Annotated in this window: 2 protein-coding genes (1 of these 2 running past the window's edge); both read right to left on the bottom strand. The window is 75.0% G+C overall.

What is annotated here, in order from left to right; genetic code table 11:
- Positions 1-7,049: the beginning of an SDR family NAD(P)-dependent oxidoreductase gene (locus Sdia_RS18700; protein WP_189500237.1), read on the bottom strand. The gene continues 12,511 nt to the left of window position 1, outside the view; the window shows 7,049 of its 19,560 coding nt (coding positions 1-7,049); its start codon is at positions 7,047-7,049; the stop codon falls past the left edge of the window.
- A complete protein-coding gene (locus Sdia_RS18705) occupies positions 7,046-19,654 on the bottom strand; it encodes a non-ribosomal peptide synthetase (protein ID WP_189500236.1) in 12,609 nt (4,202 codons plus the stop codon). Before Sdia_RS18705 ends, Sdia_RS18700 begins: the two co-directional genes overlap by 4 nt.
- Between the last annotated feature and the right edge of the window lie 27 nt (positions 19,655-19,681).

Below are 19,681 nucleotides of genomic sequence, written 5' to 3' on the forward strand. Positions count from 1 at the left end.
CCGTCCCCGTTGACTCCCGTCCCCTTGATCACGGCGTGCACCGTGTCTCCGTCGGCGAGAGCCCGCTCCAGCGGTTTGAGCACGACGGCCCCCACCGCTTCGCCGAGGACGATGCCGTCGGCCGAGGCGTCGAACGGGGCGCACCGGCCGGTGGGCGACAGTACGCCGGTGGCGCTGGTCCACACGTGCATCCGGGGGGTGATCATGAGCGCCACGCCTCCGGCCAGGGCCATGTCGCACTCGCCGGAGCGCAGGCTCGACACCGCCTGGTGGATCGCCACCAGGGAGGAGGAGCACGCGGTGTCGATGGATACCGAAGGCCCCTTGAGGTCGAGGTGGTAGGCGATGCGGGCGGCCAGGATCGAGGACGAGTTGCCGAGGAACGCCTGGCCGGCGCCGTCCTTGCCCGCCCGCTCCAGCAGACTGAGGTAGTCCCCCGCCCCCGAGCCGACGAAGACGCCGCACCGGGCCGGCTCGCCACCGGGCGCCGCGTACCCGGCGTCCTCCAGGGCCGACCACGCCTCCTCGAGGAAGAGCCGCTGCTGGGGATCGATCAGCTCGGCCTCCATCGGCGAGAGGCGGAAGAAGGCCGCGTCGAACCGGTCCACGTCCGGGAGCAGCGCCGCCCACTTGCTGTACGTGCTCCCCCGCGCCCGCCGGTCGGGGTCGTAGTGCCGCGCGGTGTCCCAGCGTTCGGCGGGCACCTCACGGATGCTGCAGCGGCCCTCGGCGAGGTTCTCCCAGAACGCGTCGAGGTCCGGGGCGTCGGGGAACCGGCCCGACATGCCGATGACCGCGATGTCCGCCGGCCCGCGTCCCGCCGGGTCCCGGTCGCCGGCCTCGGACGGCGGAACGGTACGCAGGGGCGCCGGTCGCGCGGCGGCGCCGGCGGGCACCGGGGCGAGGACGACCGGTGCCGGAGAGGCGGCCGGGGGGCTTTCCGGCGCGGCGGTCGGCTCCGGCGGGCGCGCCGGTCCGGGTCCGAGGGGCGGCTTCGGTGCCTGTTCCCGGGCCTCGGGCAGGTGGACGGCCGGGGCCCGGGTGGCGGTCCTGACGGCCGGCTCCCGGGGACTGAGGGCCGCGGTGCGCAGCGCGCGCCCCCGGTCCGCCTCGGCCAGGACGAAGTCGGCGAGCCGGTCGAGCGTGGGGTGGTCGTAGACGGCCACGGAGTCCAGGCCGACGCCGAACCGCTCGTCGAGGTCCCGGACGATCTCGACGGCGCCCAGCGAGTCGACGCCCATCTCACTGAAGCTCAGCCGCCGGTCGATCTCCTCCGCGGTCAGGTAGAGGTGGCCGCACAGGATGTCCACCACCGCGGCGATCACGGTCTCGCGGTCCGGTCCGGCGGGCTCGGACGGCGGCGCGGCGCGCCGCTCCTGCGGGGCCGGGGAAGAGGCCTCCCGCGGCGGGGCGGCGGCCACGGGCGCATCGCCGTCGGCGTAGCCGCGTACCCTGCCGGTGTGGTCCCGGACCCGGGTCACCGCCTCCTGGCCGAGCACCCTGGTGTGGAGTTCCGCCTCCTTCTCCACCGCGCCGGACAGCTCGTCCAGCGTGCGGCTCGCGAGTTCCCGCTTGAGGGCCCGTACCGCCGCCGGGGGCCTGCCCGCGACCGACCGCGCGAGGTCGAGTGCCGCGGGCAGTACCTCGTCCCGGGCCAGGAAGGTGACCTGGGCTCCCCTGCGTTCCAGTTCGGCACCGCTGAAGGGCTTGGCCGAGTAGAACATCTCGGCGGCGGTGGAGCGTCCAAGACGGCGTTCCAGGATGTAGGTGGCGCCCATCCCGGGGGTGAATCCGTAGTTCAGGAAGTTGGCCGCGTACATGCCTTCGCGGGCCATCAGCACGATGTCCGCGTGCAGGCCGAAGGCGAGGCCCCCGCCGGAGGCGTGGCCGGACAAGGCGGCGATCACCGGCCGGTCGCAGCGCAGGAGCCCTTCGTAGAGGAAGGGGACGTCCGTGAAGCTGCCGTGCCCCTCGGCGAGCCGCTCCAGGGCCTCGGGGGTGCCCCCCATGCTGAACGCCTGGCCACCGGTGAGCACGACGACCTTGACCGTCTCGTCAGCGCCCAGCCGTTCGAAGGCGGACTCCAGCCCGCGCACGGTCTCCTCGGTGAACATGTTGCCGCCGCCCGACCGCATGACCACGAGAGCGATCCCGGGGTCGAGGACACGCAGTTCGACCGCGGGTCCGTCGTCAAAGGCGCGGGAGACCGGTGGTGCCGTGCCGGCGGCCGTCGGCCGTGTGGCGCTCCCGTCCCCGTCCGCCTCGCCCGCGTTCCCCCGCGGGGCGGGTGACGGGACGGCCGGCGTCGGTGCCCCCACGGTGCCGGTGCCCCGGCGCCAGTTGCCGATCCAGCAGCTCTCCTCGCGGAGCGGCGGGTGCGGGAGCGGCGTGCGGCCTGGCGGCCGGCCGGTCCCGGCCCGGCTGAGCTCGGCCCACGGAACGTCGGCTCCGGCGACCCACGCCGCGGCCAGCTCCCGCACCCGGCCCCGGCGGTGCAGCTCGGCGCACTCCTCCCGGGACACCTCCGCCCGGCCGGCCCGGTGCGCGGCCGGCCAGTGGTGGCGGTCGTCGGGGGCGCCGCCGGCGAGGAACCTGTCGAGTCCCGCGCGCAGTCGTCCGAGGGCGGCGGGCCCGGGGTCGAGGACGATCGCCATCCGGTGGGGCATCGCCGTCCTGCCCACCTGGAGGGTGTGGAGAAGGGCGTCGAGGGGGATTCCGGGGCCGGCGTCCGGGCCGGTCCGCGCGGCGAGGCCGCGCAGGGTGGCCTGGGGAGCCCACGCTCCTGGCGGCGGGGCCGCCCCGAGGCGCTCCTCGGCCCGGCGCGCCAGTTCGCGCAGGGATGAGGCGTCCAGGCCGAGATCGCCCAGGGGAACGTCCGGATCCGTCTGCGCCGGGGTGATCCCCAGCAGCTCCGCGGTCAGCGCGGTCAGCGCGCTCTCCCCGGGCTCCACGGGGGCCGCCGTTCCGGCCGGTGCCGCGGCCTCCAGGTGATCGCGCAGCCGCTCGGCGTACTCACGCAGAAGGGCGTCGTCGCGCGCCGAGAGCACGAAGAGACGGGCGCGGTCGCCCTGGTCCCGCGGGCGGGGCGGGGCGGTCGGGTACTCCTCCACCACCAGGTGGACGTTGGCGCCGCCCGCCCCGAAGGCGCTGACGCCCGCGCGGCGCGGTGAGCCGTCGAACGGCGCGGGCCACGGCGCGCGTTCACGCTGGATGCGGAAGGGCGTCCCATCGAGGTCGAGATGCGGGTTCAGTTCCTCGGCGTGGAGCGAGGGGACGAGCGTCCCGTGGCGCAACTGCAGGAGGACTTTGGTCAGTCCGGCGATCCCGGCAGCCGACTCCAGGTGCCCGATGGAGGACTTGACCGACCCCACGGCGCAGCTGCCCGGGGCCGTTCCGGCGCCCTCGAACGCCTTGCGCAGCCCCTCGGCCTCCACGGGGTCGCCCAGGGCCGTGCCGGTCCCGTGGGCCTCGACGCAGCCCACGGTGTCCGGGGCGATCCCGGCCCGCCGCCAGGCGTCCTGGATCAGCGCGGCCTGCGAGTGGGGGCTGGGGACGGTGAACCCGCTCGTCCGTCCGGTGTGGTTGGCGCTGGTCGCCCGGATCACGCCGAGGATGTGGTCGCCGTCCGCCTCGGCCCGGTGCAGCGGCTTGAGCAGGACGGCGCCCACTCCCTCGCCGGGTACGTAGCCCGTGGCGCCCTTGCCGAAGCTGCGGCAGCGGCCGTCCTCGGCGAGGAAGCGGCCCTGGGCCAGCTGGAGGTACTTCTGCGGGTGGATCGTGACGTTGACTCCGCCGGCCAGCGCCATGGTGCACTCGCCGCGGCGGATGCTCTCCACGGCGAGGTGGACGGCCGTCAGCGAGGAGGAGCACGCCGTGTCCACGGCCATGCTGGGTCCGGTCAGGTCGAAGCAGTACGAGACGCGGTTGGCCACCGCGGCGTGCATGGCGGTGGGAGCGACGCCCTGCTCCTCGAAGAGCTGGTAGTGGTTCCACATGACCCCGGCGAAGACTCCGACGGTCTCGTCCGTCAGGGCCTGCGGCGGGTGCCCCGCGTTCTGGAGCGTCTTCCAGCAGGTGGTCAGGAAGAGCCGCTCCTGCGGGTCCATCCGCTCCGCGTCCCGCCGCGATATCCCGAACATCGTCCGGTCGAAGCGGTCCACCCCGTCGAGGAAGCCGCCCCACCGGCTGTAGGTGGTGCCCGGCCCGGCTCCGGGGCCGGTGTCGAAATACACCGAGTGGTCCCAGCGGTCGGCCGGGATCTCGGTGACACAGTCGCGGCCCTCGGCCAGGTTCCGCCAGAAGGCCTCCACGTTCGGGGCCTGCGGATAGCTGCCCGCGACGCCGACGACGGCGACCGGGACGCGACGGTCCGGTCCGGAGCCGGACCGGTCGGTGTCATGAACCTGCTCCGCGGCGGCCTCGTGTGCCGCGCCCGCCGCGGACGCGGGGCGGGGCAGGGCCCGCGCCACCCCTTCCGCCGACCCGTGGACGGCGACGGCCGCTCCCTCGGGACCGGCCAGGACGCGATCCAGCAGGCCGAGGCCCTCGTCGGTCGGCATCGGCCAGGTGCCGAGGACCTCCCGGGAGTGCCGCACCGCTTCCGGGCTCAGCCGCATGCCGCCCTCGGCCCACATGGGCCAGGCGATCGCGTGGGTGCGTCCCGGCCGGTCCGGCCGGGACGCGCGCTCCTCGGCGAAGTGGTCCAGGAAGGCGTTGGCGAAGGCGTAGTCGCTCTGCCCCAAGGTGGCCTGGGAGGCGGAGAGCGAGGAGTACAGGACGAAGAGGTCCAGGTCGTCGCCTGCCGTGGCGGCGTCCAGGTGCACGGCCCCCAGCGCCTTGGGCGCGACCACCTCCGCGAGGATCTCGGGCGTCTTGTTCCTGAACAGTGAGTCGGCCATCACGCCCGCGGTGTGGAAGACACCGTCGATCCGGCCGTACCGGGCGCGTACACGGACGAGCGCGTCCTCCACCTCCTCGCGCCGCGTCACGTCGGCCCGCAGGTACTCCACCTCGGCCCCCAGGGCGCGCCAGTGCGTGATGCGCTCCCGCAGCTCCCCGGAGGCGGGCCCGCGCGCGAGCAGGGCGATGCGGGCGCGGTGGGCGCCGGCCAGATGGCCGGCCAGGACGGCGGCGAGGCGACCGGAACCGCCGGAGATCACGTACACCCCGCGCTCGGTGAGGGCCGGCCGCCGCGCCGTCTCCACCGGTTCCTGCCCCTCGGGGCGGAAGACCCGCGCCTGGCGCGTACCGCCCGCGTACCGGATCTCGGGCGTCCCGCCGGGGGCGCGCAGTTCACGGGCGAGGACGTCCGCCGTCCGGGACGCGGTCCACGTGCCGACGCCCACGGCGCGGCAGTCCAGGTCCGGGGCCTCGGCCGTCAGGGACCGGGCGAGGGCCCCCACGGCGAGGTTCTCGGCTGCCGCTCGGCCGTCGACCGTGCGGTGGACGAAGAGCAGGGTCCGGCGCCGGCCGGGCCGGGTTCCGGCCATCGCTCCGGCCATCCGGAGGACGGCCGCGGCGGGCCGTACCGGCTCCCCCTCGTCCGGTTCCGCGCCGAACACGACGCACGCCACCGGCCGGACCCCCCGCGCGGTGAGTTCGTCCCACCGCTGTCCGCCGTCCTCGTCGCCGGCCGGCCCGGCCTCGACGACCCGGCACCGGTCACCCAGACGGGAGCGCAGCTCCCGCGCGACGTCCTCGAGGGCCGCCGGGTCACCGCCGGTCGCGCACAGGACGATGTCGCCCTCGGGCATGTCGCCCTCACCGTCCGGGGCGGGGGCCCACTCGGGCCGGAACAGTCCCGTCGTCCCGGGGCTCTCTGCCTCCTGGGGGGAGCCCTCGCCACCGTGCGTGTCCTCGTCGGCCGCCTCCCGGTAGGCGTGGGCGGCCCCCAGGTGAGCGGCGAGGCCGTCGATGTCGGTGAACTCGAAGAGGAGCGTGGGATAGAGCGCGTCACCGACCGACTCCTCGAGCTGCCGGCTGATGCGCACCATGGCCGCGGAGTCCAGGCCGAGTTCGTAGAATCCGGTGTCCGTACGCACCTGTGCCGGGTCCGCGCCGAGCGCCCGGCCGACGAGCCGGCGCAGCCGGGCGGTGAAGGCCGCCACCGCCTCCCGAGGGGGCTCGGGGACGGCGGAGTCCCGCTCGGCGGCGGGGCGCGCCGGTGTGCTGCCCGTGCCGGTGGCCGGGTCGGGTGCCCCGTCCTCCGCCAGCAGCCTGGTGATCAGTTCGGGGCGGCGGATGCGTTTGCACGTCAGTCCGGTGAACTCGGCCAGCAGGCGGCCCTGGTGGTCGTGGAGGGAGTAGTCGCTGCTGATCACGTCGCCGGAGGCGGCGAGGCGCTCCTGGGCCGGCACGTGCAGCAGCACGCTCCGGCCCAGTGGGCGCAGGGCCCGGAACCGGTCGATGTAGACGGGGATGAACGGCTCCCGGGACGCCGCCTCGGTCTGGCCGTACGCCGCGATGGTGGAGGCGTCGAGCAGGGCGGGGTGCAGCAGGAAGCCGTCGAGCCCGGCCGCCGAGGAGTCCACGCGCAGCTCGGCGAGGAGGTGGCCGTCGCCGACGTGCACGGTGCCGTGGCAGGCCATGGCCGCGCCGTGGCGGATGTCCTCGGCGCGGGCCCGCGCGTACAGGTCGGCCATGTCGTAGCTGCGCACGGCGGCCGCACGCAGGGCCGGGACGTCCAGCGGACCGCTCTCCGGCCCGCCGTCGAGGCGCAGGGACGCCTGGAGGTTCTCCCGCCACGGTGAGCCGGGGGTGCCCAGCCGCCTGCTCTCAGCGCGGACGGCGCGGGTGCCGTCGGCGGCGGGCGCGGAGACGGTGACCCGGATCTCCCGTCCCACTCCGGGGGCGGTGGCCACGGCCTCGCGGAAGAGGATTCTCTCGAGGACGGCCTCACGGTGGTCCAGTCCCCGGTCCTCGATGACCCGGCAGATGATGTCCAGGAACGTCACGCCCGGCATCACCGAGACCCCGTGCACATGGTGGTTGCGCATGATGAAGTCGCCGTCCGACAGCACCACGACGCACTCGATCGCTTCGTCGGTCATGACCGTGTCCCCCTCCGCATCGTTTGCTCCGCCGTGCCGCCGCCGTCCGTGAAACTCAGTCGCAGGAGCGAGGCGACGGGGGACGGGGCGGGGTCCTCGACTGCCGGCTCCGGGGCACGCCGCAGCCAGTACCTTCCGCGCCGGAACTCCGGCGGGGGCAGTGCGCGCCGCTCCTGGTGGTACGTCTCCCGCCACGCGGGGTCCGGTTCGGCGACGATCGCGTGGGCGTTGGTCCCGCCCAGGCCGAAGGCGCTGACCCCGGCCAGCCTGCGGCCCTCCGGCCGCCAGGGGGACGGCGCTCGCTGCACGCGGAAGGGTGAGCTGTCCAGCCTCAGACGGGGGTTGGGGCGTTCACAGCCGACCGTCGGCGGGATGGTCCCGTGTTCCACGGCCAGCACCGTCTTGATGAGGCCGGCGATCCCGGCGGCGCTGAGCAGGTGTCCCACGTTGGACTTCACGCTGCCGATGGCGCAGAACCCGGTCCGGTCGGTCGTCTCGCGGAAGACGTCACTCAGCGCCCGCAGTTCGATCGGGTCCCCGATGACCGTCGCGGTCCCGTGTGCCTCGATCATGCCGATGTCCGTGGCCCGGAGCCCGGCCTTCGCCAGGGCGCCGCGCACGACGGCCGACTGAGCCTCGGGGTTGGGCGTCGTGAGCCCCATCGTGCGTCCGTCGTTGTTGACCGCCACGGCCTCGATGACGGCATGGACCCGGTCGCCGTCGCGCAGGGCGGCGTCGAGCCGTTTGAGGAGCAGCACCCCGCAGCCCTCGCCCGGGACGAAGCCGTCCGCACGCTCGTCGAAGGTCCTGCACCTCCCCGACGGGGAGAGCGCCCCGGCCGCGCTGAACTCCAGGTACGGCTCCTCGTCGAGCAGCACCTCCACGGCACCGGCGAGCGCCAGTTCCGACTCGCCCTCCAGCAGACTCCGGCAGGCGAGCCCCACTCCGACCAGGCCCGAGGAGCAGGCGCTGTCCACGACCATCGCCGGGCCTCGCAGGTCGTAGTGGTGCGCCGCCCACGCCGCGATGAAGTTCTGGTCGCCGCCGAGCTGCGCGCTGCCTCCCCGTGCTCCGGCCCTGCGGCGGTACCCCGACATCCTGGCTCCCGCGAAGACCCCCACGGCTCTCCCGGCCAGTTCCTCGTCGCGGTAGCCGGCGTCCCGCAGCGCGGTCGCCACCCCCTCCAGGAACAGCCGTACCGCCGGGTCGAGGCAGGTCGCCTCCTCCTGCGACATCCCGAACCAGCCGGCGTCGAAGTCCTCCAGACCCTCGACGAAGCCGCCCCACCGGCTGACGCTGCGTCCGGGTTCCGGTTCGGGCCGGTACAGGCGGGCGGTGTCCCAGCGTCCGGGCGGAACGTCACCGACAGCGCTGGTTCCGGAGGTCAGCAGCTTCCAGTAACCCTCGATGTCGGCGGCCCCGGGGAACCGGCAGGCCATCCCGATGACGGCGATCCGCTCCGCGGTTCCTCCGCCGGACCCGGCGGACGTCCCCGGGGACGGTGCGGCCGGTCCGGGCAGCGGCTCGCCGTCGGGCACCGGGCCGAACCGGTCGGAGAGGTACGTCGCGAGCCGTTCGAGCGTGGAGTGCTCCAGCAGAGCGGTCGGCTCCAGGGGCCGGCCCGTCGTCTTCTCGATCCCCACCACCAGTTCGGCCAGCATCACCGACCCGATTCCCAGGTCGTGGAAGGAGGCGGCCGGGTCCAGTTCGCCACGGGGCACCCCCACGACCGTCTCGAACAGTCCGGCCAGCCAGTCGGGCACCTTCACCGTTCCGCGCGCCTTCCCCGTCCGCGCCTCCGTCCCCGTGGCCTCCCGTCCCGCGGACTCGGTCCGGGGAGCGACCGGTGTCCTCCCGGTGAGCTGCGGCGCGGCCATGACGACCGCGGGGCCCGGAACGGTGGCGACCCGCTCCAGGAGTGCCAGCCCCTCGGCGTCCGTGAGGGTGCCGATGCCTTCGCGGGCGCACGCCGCCCTGGCGGCCGGACCGGCCGAGCCGTTCTCCCACACCGGCCACTGCACGGCGCGGAACCAGGTGCGGCCGAGGCGCGCCTGGTGACGGACGACGCTGTCGGCGTACGCGTTGGCCGCGGCGTAGTCGCTCATCCCGGCGGCCAGGCCCGGCAGCGCCGACGAGACGGAGGAGAACACCACGAAGAACGACGGGCGGTCCTCCTCGCACAGGCCGACCAGCGTCTCCAGCCCCTCAGCCTTCGGTTCCATCACCGCGCGGATGTCCTCGAGCCCCTTGTCGGCGAAGGGCGCGGGGCCTCTGGTGGCCGTGCCCGCGCAGTGCACGACACCGCCCAGGGAGCCGAGTCCGGAGCGCACCTCGTCGAGGAAGGCGGCCAGTGCGGGCCGGTCGGTGAGCGGGCCTGCGTACACGGCGACCCGGGCTCCCTGGTGTTCGAGAGCGCGGACGGTCCGTACCGCCTCGCGCTGCGCGGAGGTGAGTTCCGGGCTGTCCCAGTCCGCCCGGTCGGGCAGCCCGGACCGGCTGGTCAGGGCGATACGGCGGGCTCCCCGGCCGGCCAGGTGCCGGGCCACCAGGGACCCGAGCCCCCGGGTGCCGCCCGTGACGAGGTAGACCCGGTCCGGGTCGGTGGTGAAGGGCGCGGGGCCCGGGTCCGCCACCGCGTCGCGGAGCGGTACCGGCCGTGCCACCAGGCGTGCCGTGCCCCGGTGGCACACCTCGGCGGCGGGGTCCGCCGCGTGCCACTCCGCGACGATGCGGCCGGGGGTGGGGACGGCCGTGTCCAGGTGGGTCGCGGAGATCCCCGGGCGCTCGGCTCCCAGCATCCGCACGAAGGCGGCCAGCCGCGCACCGGCCATGGACACGGGGGCACCCGGCAGGTCCTGGAGCCCTTGGGTGACCAGCAGCAGGCGCAGGCGTCCGGTGGTGGTGCGGACCACCTCCTGGAGCAGCGCCAGCCGGGCCTGCCAGGGCCCGGGGCCGTCCTCCGAACGATCGATGTCGGCGAGGTCCAGTACACCGCGTACGTCCCGGAGTCCGGCGACGGCCCGCACGGCGCCCGCCGGATCGTGGAAGGCGGTGGTCTGCCCGTCCGTCTCTCCACCGGCACGCAGCAGCAGCGTCCGGCCGGCGCCGAGCGCCGCGGAGGTCTCCCGTCCCAGGGCCTCGGTCGCCGCCGACACCAGGACGATCACGGTGCCGTCCTCCTCGGCCCGCGCAGGCGCCGCGGAGGTCCCACCCTCCTCCCAGACACGTGTGACGAGTGGTGGCACGCCGCTCCCCCCTGATCCGGTGGTGTCCGCCGGCGGGGTGAGCGCGGCGGGGCCCTCCGCTCCGGTCCCCGGACCGGCTTCCCCCCGCGCGTACGGCTCCGCGTCCGGCGGCCAGCAGCGGCGACGGGCGTAGGGGTAGGCGGGCAGGGGGACGATCCCGCGGGGGGCCGTGTGCCACGCCTCCCAGTCCCATGCCGCGCCGTCGACCCAGGCGCGGGCGATCTCCTCGGCCGTCCGGCCGCGCGGGTCCCGCTCCCGCTCCGAGGTGTCGCGCGCGGTGGGGCCCTCCGCCCGCCCGCGCAGGACGCCGTCCCGGCGGCCGGCGGCGAACGCGGCGAGTCGGTCCGCCAGTTCCGGCAGCGACGACACCACCACGGCCAGGCGCTCGCGCAGGGGCTCACGGCCCACCTGACTGGTGTAGGCGACATCCGCCAGCGTGACTCCGGGTTCCTCGTCCTGCCGCGCCCGCAGCCACCTGGCGGTGCGTTCGACGAGCAGGGCGAGCGCCTCCTCGGTCCGGGCGGAGAACACCACCGGTTCCGGCCGCGCCCGCTCCGGTTCCGTTTCCCGGACCGCGCGCGCCGGGACGTACTCCTCGACTACGGCATGGGCGTTGGAGCCGCCCGCCCCGAACGAGCTGACCCCGGCGCGGCGTGGCCGGCCGGCGGGGCGCGGCCAGGGGGCCGTCTCGCGCTGTACGCGGAAGGGCGTCGAGGCCCAGTCGATCCGGGGGTTGAGCTCTTCGGCGTGCAGGGAGGGCACGAAGCGGCCGTGCTCCATCTGGAGCAGCACCTTGGTCAGTCCGGCGATGCCCGCCGCCGCCTCCGGGTGGCCGATGTTGGACTTCACGGTGCCGATGGGGACGGAACCGGGCGGCAGTTCGCCGTAGACCAGGTCCAGACCCGCGATCTCCACCGGGTCTCCCAGCGCTGTGCCGGTGCCGTGCGCCTCGACGTAGTCGATGCTCCCCGGGGCGGCGTCAGCAGCCCGCAGCGCGTCGGCGACGACCCGTGCCTGGGCCGCCGGGTCCGGCACCGTGTAGCCGTTGGTCCGCCCGCCGTGCCCCACCGCCGTGCCCTTGATCACGCCGAGGATCCGGTCGCCGTCGGCCACTGCCCTGTGAAGAGGCTTGAGCAGGACGGCTCCCGCGCCCTCGGCGGGCGCGAACCCGTCTCCGCCCGCTCCGAAGCCGCGGCACCGGTGGTCGGCGGAGGTCATCCCCATGGCCTGCTGCTGGACGAACTTGTTGGGGTGCAGGGAGAGGTTGACCCCGCCCGCGAGGGCCACCCGGCACTCGCCCCGCCGCAGACTCTCCACGGCCAGGTGGAGAGCGGTGAGCGAGGAGGAGCACATGCTGTCCACCGTCATGCTGGGCCCGTGGGCGTCCAGGTAGTACGACACCCGGTTGGCGATGCCCGCGGGCGTCCCGCCGGTGGCGACGGGGCGGCCGGCCAGAGTCCGCTCCACCCCGAGGTACGGGTACTCGTTGTGCATCGAGCCCACGTAGACGCCGACCCTGGCGTCATGGGCCCGGCGCAGCCGCTCGCGCGGGTACCCGGCGTCCTCCAGTGCCTCCCGGACGACTTCCAGGAACAGGCGTTCCTGGGGGTCCATCAGGTCGGCGTCGTTCGGCGCGATCCCGAACAGCAGAGGGTCGAAGCGGTCCACCTCGTCGAGGAATCCGCCCCTCATCAGATGTTCCTGGGGGTGGCCCGTGCGGCGGCCGCCGGGCAGCCGGGAGACCCGGTGCTCGCCGGCCGCCAGCCGCTCCCAGAACTCGCGCGGACCGGCGGCGCCCGGGTAGCGGCCGCCCAGGCCGATCACCGCCACGTCGGTCGCCGCCCGGCGCTCGGGCGGGGTGGGGGCCTCGGCCGGCACCGGTGCGGCCCCGGGGAGTGCGGCAAGGCGCTCCGCCGCGCCGCGCAGGGTCCGCTGCTCGAAGAAGAGCGTCGCCGGGGCCCGGGGGAACTCCTCCTGGACGCGGACGTTGAGGCGCGCCACGAGGTAGGAGGTGAGCCCGTACCGTTCGAGGAGTTCTCCGGGGTCGAGCCGGTCGGCCGGTGTCCCTGAGACCTCCGCGTAGAGCCGCACCAGACGCCGTGCGATCCGCTCCACCGCCTCCGGCTCGTCGCCTCGCGGTGCGGGGTGCGGGGCGGCGCCGGACGTGGGGGCTGCCCTCTGCCGGTCGGCGAAGAGCCCCGTCGGGAGTGGTGTGCGGCGGGCCGGGCGGGTCCAGAGCGCCGCCCAGTCCACCTCCTCCCCGGCGAGCCAGCGGGCGACGCGGGTGTCGTCCGGGGCGGGGCGCTCGTGACGCTCCAGCCAGGCGTCCAGCCCCTGCCGCAAGGCGTCGGTGTCCTCACAGCGGAGGGCCAGCCGGTGCTCGTGGTGGACGCGGCCGGTCTGGAGGGTGTAGGCGACGGAGGCCGGGGACGGGACGGTGCCCTGCGCCGCGCACACCTCCAGGTGGTCCCGGAGCCTGCGCGCCGTCTCCCGCAGCCGGCCCGGGTCGGGTGCGGACAGCAGGACCACCGGTGGGCCGTCCGGGGCCCGGCCGTCCGGGGCCGCGAGGTCCCCGGCCAGGGGCGAGCGCACCACGGCGTGCGCGACGGAGCCGGTGGCTCCCACGGCGTTGACCAGCGCCCGCAACGGCTCGCCGGGGGCCGGCGGTGTCCAGGGGACACGCCGGTCCACGACCCGCACCGGCAGGTCCTCCCAGGCGACGAGAGGGCTGCGCTGCTCGGCCATCGGGGTGGGCGCCAGGCACCGGTGCCTCATCTGCAGCAGCGTCTTGGTCAGCTGCGCCATCGCGGAGGCGGACTCCAGGTGCCCGATGACGGGTTTGAGGGTCCCCACGGGGACGGCCTGCCGGGTCCGGCCACGGAAGAGCTCACCGAGCGCCTCGATCTCGGCCGCGTCGGAGAGCGCGGCTCCGGTGGCCGCGCACTCGACGTAGGAGATGGCGTCCGGCCGCAGACGAGCGCGCTCCAGGGCGCGCGCCATCGAGTCCTTCAGCAGGAGCACGTCGGGGGCTCCGAAACGCTCGGAGCTCCCGGCGAAGTCCGCCCAGGTGCCCTCGATCACGCCGTGCACATGGTCACCGTCCCGTCGGGCGTCCTCGGCGCGGCGCAGCAGCAGCACACCGGCCCCTTCGCCGGGGGACCAGCCGCTGGTGACGGCGTCGAAGGCGCCCTTGACCCCGTCCGGGGCGACGAGTCCGAGGCCGCGGAGCACAGCGGTGTGGTAGGGGTGGGCGACCACGTTGACCGCGCCGACGACGGCGGCGTCACACTCGCCGCGCCGCAGGGACTCCGCGGCGAGGTGGAGGGCGGTCAGCGAGGACGAGCAGGACGTGTTGACGGCGATGCTCGGTCCCCGGAAGCCGAAGAGGTGCGAGATCCGGTTGGGGATGTCCGACGCGACACCGGAGATCTCCGCCTGGCCGGTGCGCTCCCAGAGGTCGGCTCCCACGTGCTGGTGGTCGTTCCACATCGCGGCGACGAACACCCCGGTGCGCGCAGCGGCCTCGCGCAGGGAGCGGGCGGTGTGGCCCGCGTCCTCCAGGCATTCCCACACGCCGCGCAGCAGCAGCCGGAGCTGGGGGTCCAGCGTGCGGGCCTCGTTGGGCGACAGCCGGAACAGTTCGTGGTCGAAGGCGTCGATGTCGCCGAGGTATCCGCCCGGGGTCGCCCCGACGGCGTCCGCCCGGCCGGCCGGCGCCGGTCCGACGCCGGTCCGGCCCTGGCTCAGGTTGTCCCAGAAGGCGTCCAGGGAGGCGGCGCCGGGGTAGTGCCCGGACACCCCGATGACGGAGACCCCGGCGGCGGGCGTCGCGCGCGGCGTGTCCGCGAGTGGTCCGCACAGGAACGACTGGAGGAAGCGGTGGCTGTCGTCGAGGCGCAGCCCCTCCCGCACGGGGTCGAAGGCGATACCGCCCACCGGGCACATCCCGACGCCCGTGGTCTCCTGGGCCGCCATGAGGACCTGGCCGAGGTATCCGGCCTCCAGGCTCAGGAAGCGTTCGCCGTCGGGCCCGTACAGCGGTGTGATGCCGTGGGTCCGGCCGATCAGGTACACCTCGAAGGAGGCCGCCTCGAAGACCGGCCGGTTGTAGACGAAGTGCGCCGTGCGGTCGACGGCGGGGTGCGCGTCGATCAGGCGCAGGACGTGCCGAAGGGGGTCGTAGTAGTAGAGGCCCGCCGGAACCGACTCCACCGCGTCGGGGCGGACGTGCAGATAGGTCTGTACGGCGTAGGTGTCGCCCGCCGACGGGTAGGTGCGGCGCTCCCGCCCGTCGACACGGGCGGCGCGCAGCAGGCCGAGGAAGCCGGAGAACGCCTCGTGGGTGAGCGGCCCACCGGCGAACGTGCGTCGGCTCGCCCGGGAGGTGTACTGCGCCTCCGGGGGCGAGGCCGGGGCGAGGGGCAAGACCGCCTCGTCGGGGTGGTCCGGGCGGAGGTTCCACCGGGCGGCCTTGAACGCGGCCAGGGCCTGCGGGTCGAGCAGGTCGACGTGGTCCAAAGCGGTGGCCGCCTCGGGCGGGCCGGCGGGGGCGGTGGGGGCGGCGGCCCGCGGCGCTGTCCGCCGGGGCCCGTCCGGTCCGCTCCCGTACACCGGCGTGGGGGCGGGGGCGTCCGCCGGGGCCGAGCCGCCCAGCTCGGCGGAGAGCCGCCCGGCGATGCCGTGCGCCGTCGGGGCGTCGAGGAGCGCGCTCACCGGTATCCGCACGCCGTGCCGCCGGCGGAGGGCTTGGGAGATGCGGACCATGGTGAAGGAGGTGGCACCCTGGTCCCAGAGGTCCCGTCCGGGGTCCACGGGAGCGCCCAGCAGGCCGGCCGCGATCTCCGCGATCTCCTGTGCGAGCCGCTCGGGCGTCTCCCGCGCCTCCGGGGCCCGTGCCCCCTCGGCCCGGGCCGGGGGGTCCGTCGCGGGCGCGCCCGCGGAGGCGTCCGCGGGGCCGGGTGGCGGCCAGGGCAGCGCGTCGCGGTCCAGCTTGCCGTTGGACGTGGCCGGGAAGGTGTCGAGGAAGACGACATGGTTGGGGACCATGTAGTCCGGCAGGGCCCGGGCGGCGTACGACCGCAACGCGCGTGCCGGGGGCGCCGCGCCCTCGGGCAGCACGTAGGCGACGACCTTGCGGTCGCCCGCCGCGTCCGGGCGGGCCAGGACCACGGCGTCCTTGACCTCGGGATGGCCTCGCAACCGGTGCTCGATCTCGCCGAGTTCGACGCGGAAGCCGCGAATCTTGACCTGGGTGTCGGACCGGCCCAGGAAGGTGATGACGCCGTCCGGCCCGAACGCCGCCCGGTCGCCCGTGTGGTACATGCGCCCGGGGGGCCCGGCGAACGGGTCGGGCAGGAACCGCTCGGCCGTGAGTTCCGGCCGGCCGTGGTAGCCGACGGCGAGGCAGTCCCCACCGATGTAGAGGTCACCCTCCACCCCCGTCGGGCAGGGCTGCCGGTCGCCGTCGAGGATGTAGTAGCGCGCGTTGTCGATGGGTCTGCCGTACGGGATGCTCCGCCACTCGGGGTCCACCTCCCCGACGCGGTGGTAGTTGGACCACACCGTGGCCTCCGTCGCACCGCCCAGACTGACCAGTTCGGCGGAGCGGAAGACCGCTCGCAGGTCGTCGGGGAGGGAGAGCGGTGTGTAGTCGCCGCTGAGGAAGACGAGCCGGAGGTCGTCCGTCCCGGCTGAGCCCGCGGCGGGTTCCGGCAGGAGCGGCATGAGCTGTGCCAGCGTGGTCGGCGCGGAGTTCCAGAAGGTGACCGGTTCGGCGAGCAGCACGTCGAGCAGTTCGGCGGGGTCCTTCTGCTGCCTCTCGTCGGCGACGTAGAGGGCCGCGCCGCACCCCAGCAGGCCGAAGATGTCGAAGACCGACAGATCGAACCCCAGCGAGGTGACCATGAGGCCCGTGTCGCCCGGGCCCAGGTCGAAGGTGCGCCACGCCCAGTTCAGGAGGTTCCGCAGGGACCGGTGGGCGACGGTGACGCCCTTGGGCCTGCCCGTGCTCCCCGAGGTGAAGATGACATAGGCGACGTCGTCGGCGCCGGCCGTGGGTTCGGGCGCCGTGCCGGAGGGCTCGGTGTCCCGGTCGACCTCGATGGTGAGTATCCCGTCGGGGGCCGGCGGACGGTGCGTGTCCGATGTGGTGAGCAGCAGCCGGGTACGGGTGTCCTCGAACATGCCGGCGGCCCGTTCGGGGGCCAGGGAGGGTTCGACCGGCAGATAGGCGCCTCCGGCCTTCAGGATGCCGAGCACGGCGGCGATCATCTCGGGGCCCCTGCGCATGCTCACGCCCACCGTGGTGCCCGGAGCGACCGCCAGGGATCGCAGCTTCCGTGCGATGCCGTTGGCCCGGCGGTCCAGCTCGCCGTAGGTCGTCCTGCCGCCCGGGTACACGACGGCGACGGCGTCGGGCCTCTCACGGGCCCGGTCCTCGAAGAAGTGATGGGCGGGCCGCTCGTCGGGGAGGACCGTGGCGGTGTCGTTCCACGTGTACAGGACGAGTTCACGTTCGCGGGGGTCCAGGCCCGGTTCCGGGGCGGGTCCGGCGGGTTCCCCGCCGAGTTCCGCGACGAGGCCGGCCAGCGCCCGCTCGTACTCCGCGAACATCCCTTCCACGTCGCCGGGCGGAAAGTCGGCGTCCACGCTGTCCCAGTGGTAGTGCAGTTCGCCGTCCTCCTCGACGCAGATGGAGTCGAGGGACACGTCGGGGGTGCAGGTCATCCACTCCCCTGGGCGCACGGCGGCCGGCGGGGTGTGGCCGGTGAGTTCCAGCAGGCCGGTGTGGACGACGGGGAAGCCGAAGTCCGCCGCGGCCCGTTCCCTCATGACGACCTTGCGCAGTTCGGCCAGCCCGTCGGCCGCGGCGCCCCGCCGGTCGTCCTCGTCGAACTGCCGCTGGATTTCGGCTGCCCGCTCTGCGGGCCGCAGTCCGGCCGCTCCCCGTGTCACCCAGCCCAGCCGGGTGAACTCACCCGGGCGGAGCGCGTCGGAGCCGGGCAGCCAGCGCACGGCCGCCACCGCGAAGTCCTCGTCGGTCCGCGTCGCCAGAGCGTGGGTCAGGGCGGAGAGCAGGACGGCGTCGCAGCTCAGCTCCGCCCGTTCGGCCGCCCGCCGTACCCGCTTCCAGCCCGGGAGGGCGCCGGAGCGGCGGGTACGCCGCCGCTCCGGCGAGCCCGCCGTCGGCGGACCCGGCACCATCGAGGCGAACCTCTCGCGCCAGTACGCGGCCGAGGCGGCCCGGGCCTCGCCGGAAGGGGCGGGGGCGGTCGTGATGTGGGGGCCGCCGCCGGGCAGGGCGGGCTGCCACGGCCCGTCCGCGACGCACCCGGCCATCAGCTCCCGGACCAGCAGGTGCAGGCTGCGACCGTCCGCGACGGCCAGGTCGATCGCGCAGTGGACGGTGGCGCGACCGGACTCCTCGCGGACCACGCACAGCTCCGTGAAGGGCCAGCGGCCGAGCGGGAAGGCCCGTCCGGCCATCCGCTCCCGCAGCGCGGCTCGCACGGCGGCGTGCTCGCCGGGCCCGCCGCACTCCACGACCGGTATCCGCCGCCTGGGTCCGGCCTGGCGGCGCACGCGCAGCTCGCCGTCGTGCGACAGGTGGCTGCGGAGTACGTCGTACCGCTCGGTCATGGCATGCCAGACGTCTTCCAGCCGCCCGGTGTCGAGGCCGGAGACCTCGTACGTGAAGAGGACCTGGCAGCCGTCCCAGGCGGACGGCTCGCGGAAGCGCGCGACGTAGTAGGCCTTCTGCAGTTCGTTGAGCGGCCGTGCCTCCTGTGCGGCGGAGTCCGGTGAGGCGAGGTCGCGCAGGGTGTTGCCGAGCGCGGTGAAGAGGATGTCGGCCGCCCCGGGCGCCAGAAGGCCGTCCGCCACGTCCCAGTGGTAGTGGAGGGCTCCCCGTGCTTCCCACATCTGGTGGTCGATCGCGACCCCGGCGGTCCTACTGCCGGTGCGGACGAGGTGGGCGAGGAGCCCTTCGGTGCCTCCCGCGGCCGAGTCGAGCAGGCTGGTGAAGACCACGGGCGGCATGTCAGGGGTCTTGCCGTCGGCGGTGCGCAGCTCGCGCAGAGCCTCCACACCCGACACTCCCGCGTGTTCGAGGTCCTTCCACAGCTCTGTGTGCACCGCCCTGGCGGCGTCGTCGAAGGAGCCGTCGAAGGAGGGAGCTGCCAGGAAGAGCAGAGTGGACGTGAACGGCCCGGCCAGTCGGTCGGTGCCGCGCGGCAGTCGCACCCGGTCGCTGGTGGTGAGGACGAGGGAGAGGTGCCCGGAGCCGGCGTATCCGGCCAGCGCCTCCGTGAAGGCGGTGAGCACCAGCGCCGTCGGGGTGATGTCCAGGCGCGCGGCACGCTCCTTCAGGCTCCGCCACTGCGCCGGGGTGAGCGCCGCGTCCAGCGAACGGCGCGGGTGCCCTTCCGGACGTTCCTCGGGCCGCTCCGCGGTGATCGGGGGGCCTGGCGGCATCGCGGCGAGCCGGTCGTGCCAGTGGGCGAGGTCGGCACGGTGGGCGTCGGTGGAACGGCGGGCGTGGAGGGCGAGAACGGTCTCCCGCAGGGAGACACCGACGCGCGGCAGGGGGCGCTCGGGGTGCTCGTACCGGTCCCACCACTGGCCGAGCAGGACGCCGAGACCGTGGCCGTCGGTGACCATGCCGTCGATCGCGAGGTGGACCAGGGTCTCGTCGGGGCCGAGCGACATCTCGACGGCGTGCATCGGCCAGGCCCCCGGCCGGCCGGCCGGGCGGGCCAGCCGCTCCCGCACCTCGCGCACGTGGCGCGCGTACTCCGCGGGACCGGCGGCGGTCAGATCGTGGACCGGCACGTGGACCGGCGGCGGGTCCTCCAGGATCCGCTGCCGGCCGTGGTCGTCGACGTCGAGCCGGAGGGCCTCCTGGTGGGCGACGAGCGCCCGCCAGGCCGCCGCCAGCCGGGCCGGCTCCACGGCCGGCGGGCGGAACTCCCGGTACAGCCGGCATCCAGCCGGGTCGGGGGTGAGGTCCGGATCGCTCCCCACCATGTACGCCTGCTGCACGGGAGTCAGCGGGAAGGGGCCGTGCCGGTCGCCGGGTCCGCCTCCCCCGTCGCGCACGTCGCCGGCCGGGGCCGCGGGCTCCTCCGACGGGGCGAGCCGCGCCACCCGGTCGATGAGGCGCCGGAGCGTCACCTGGCCGCCGAGCCACTCCAGCGGCACCGCGACACCCAGCCGGACCTGGAGTTCCAGGAGCATCCGGGCGGCGGCCAGGGACGCCAGTCCGTAGTCGCGCAAGGGCTTGTCCAGCGACGGTTCCGATCCTGTGGGCAGGGTGTCGGCGACGATCCGCAGCACTGTCTCTGCGACCTGGTCCTGATGCATCGCGTCCTTCTTCACGGCCCAACGGGC

The organism is Streptomyces diastaticus subsp. diastaticus (assembly GCF_011170125.1).
GTDB lineage: Bacteria > Actinomycetota > Actinomycetes > Streptomycetales > Streptomycetaceae > Streptomyces > Streptomyces diastaticus.

What these genes read in the sequence shown, in the direction of transcription:
- Sdia_RS18705 (WP_189500236.1), bottom strand. Translation starts at nt 19,654, where the DNA reads ATGCATCAGGACCAGGTCGCAGAGACAGTGCTGCGGATCGTCGCCGAC.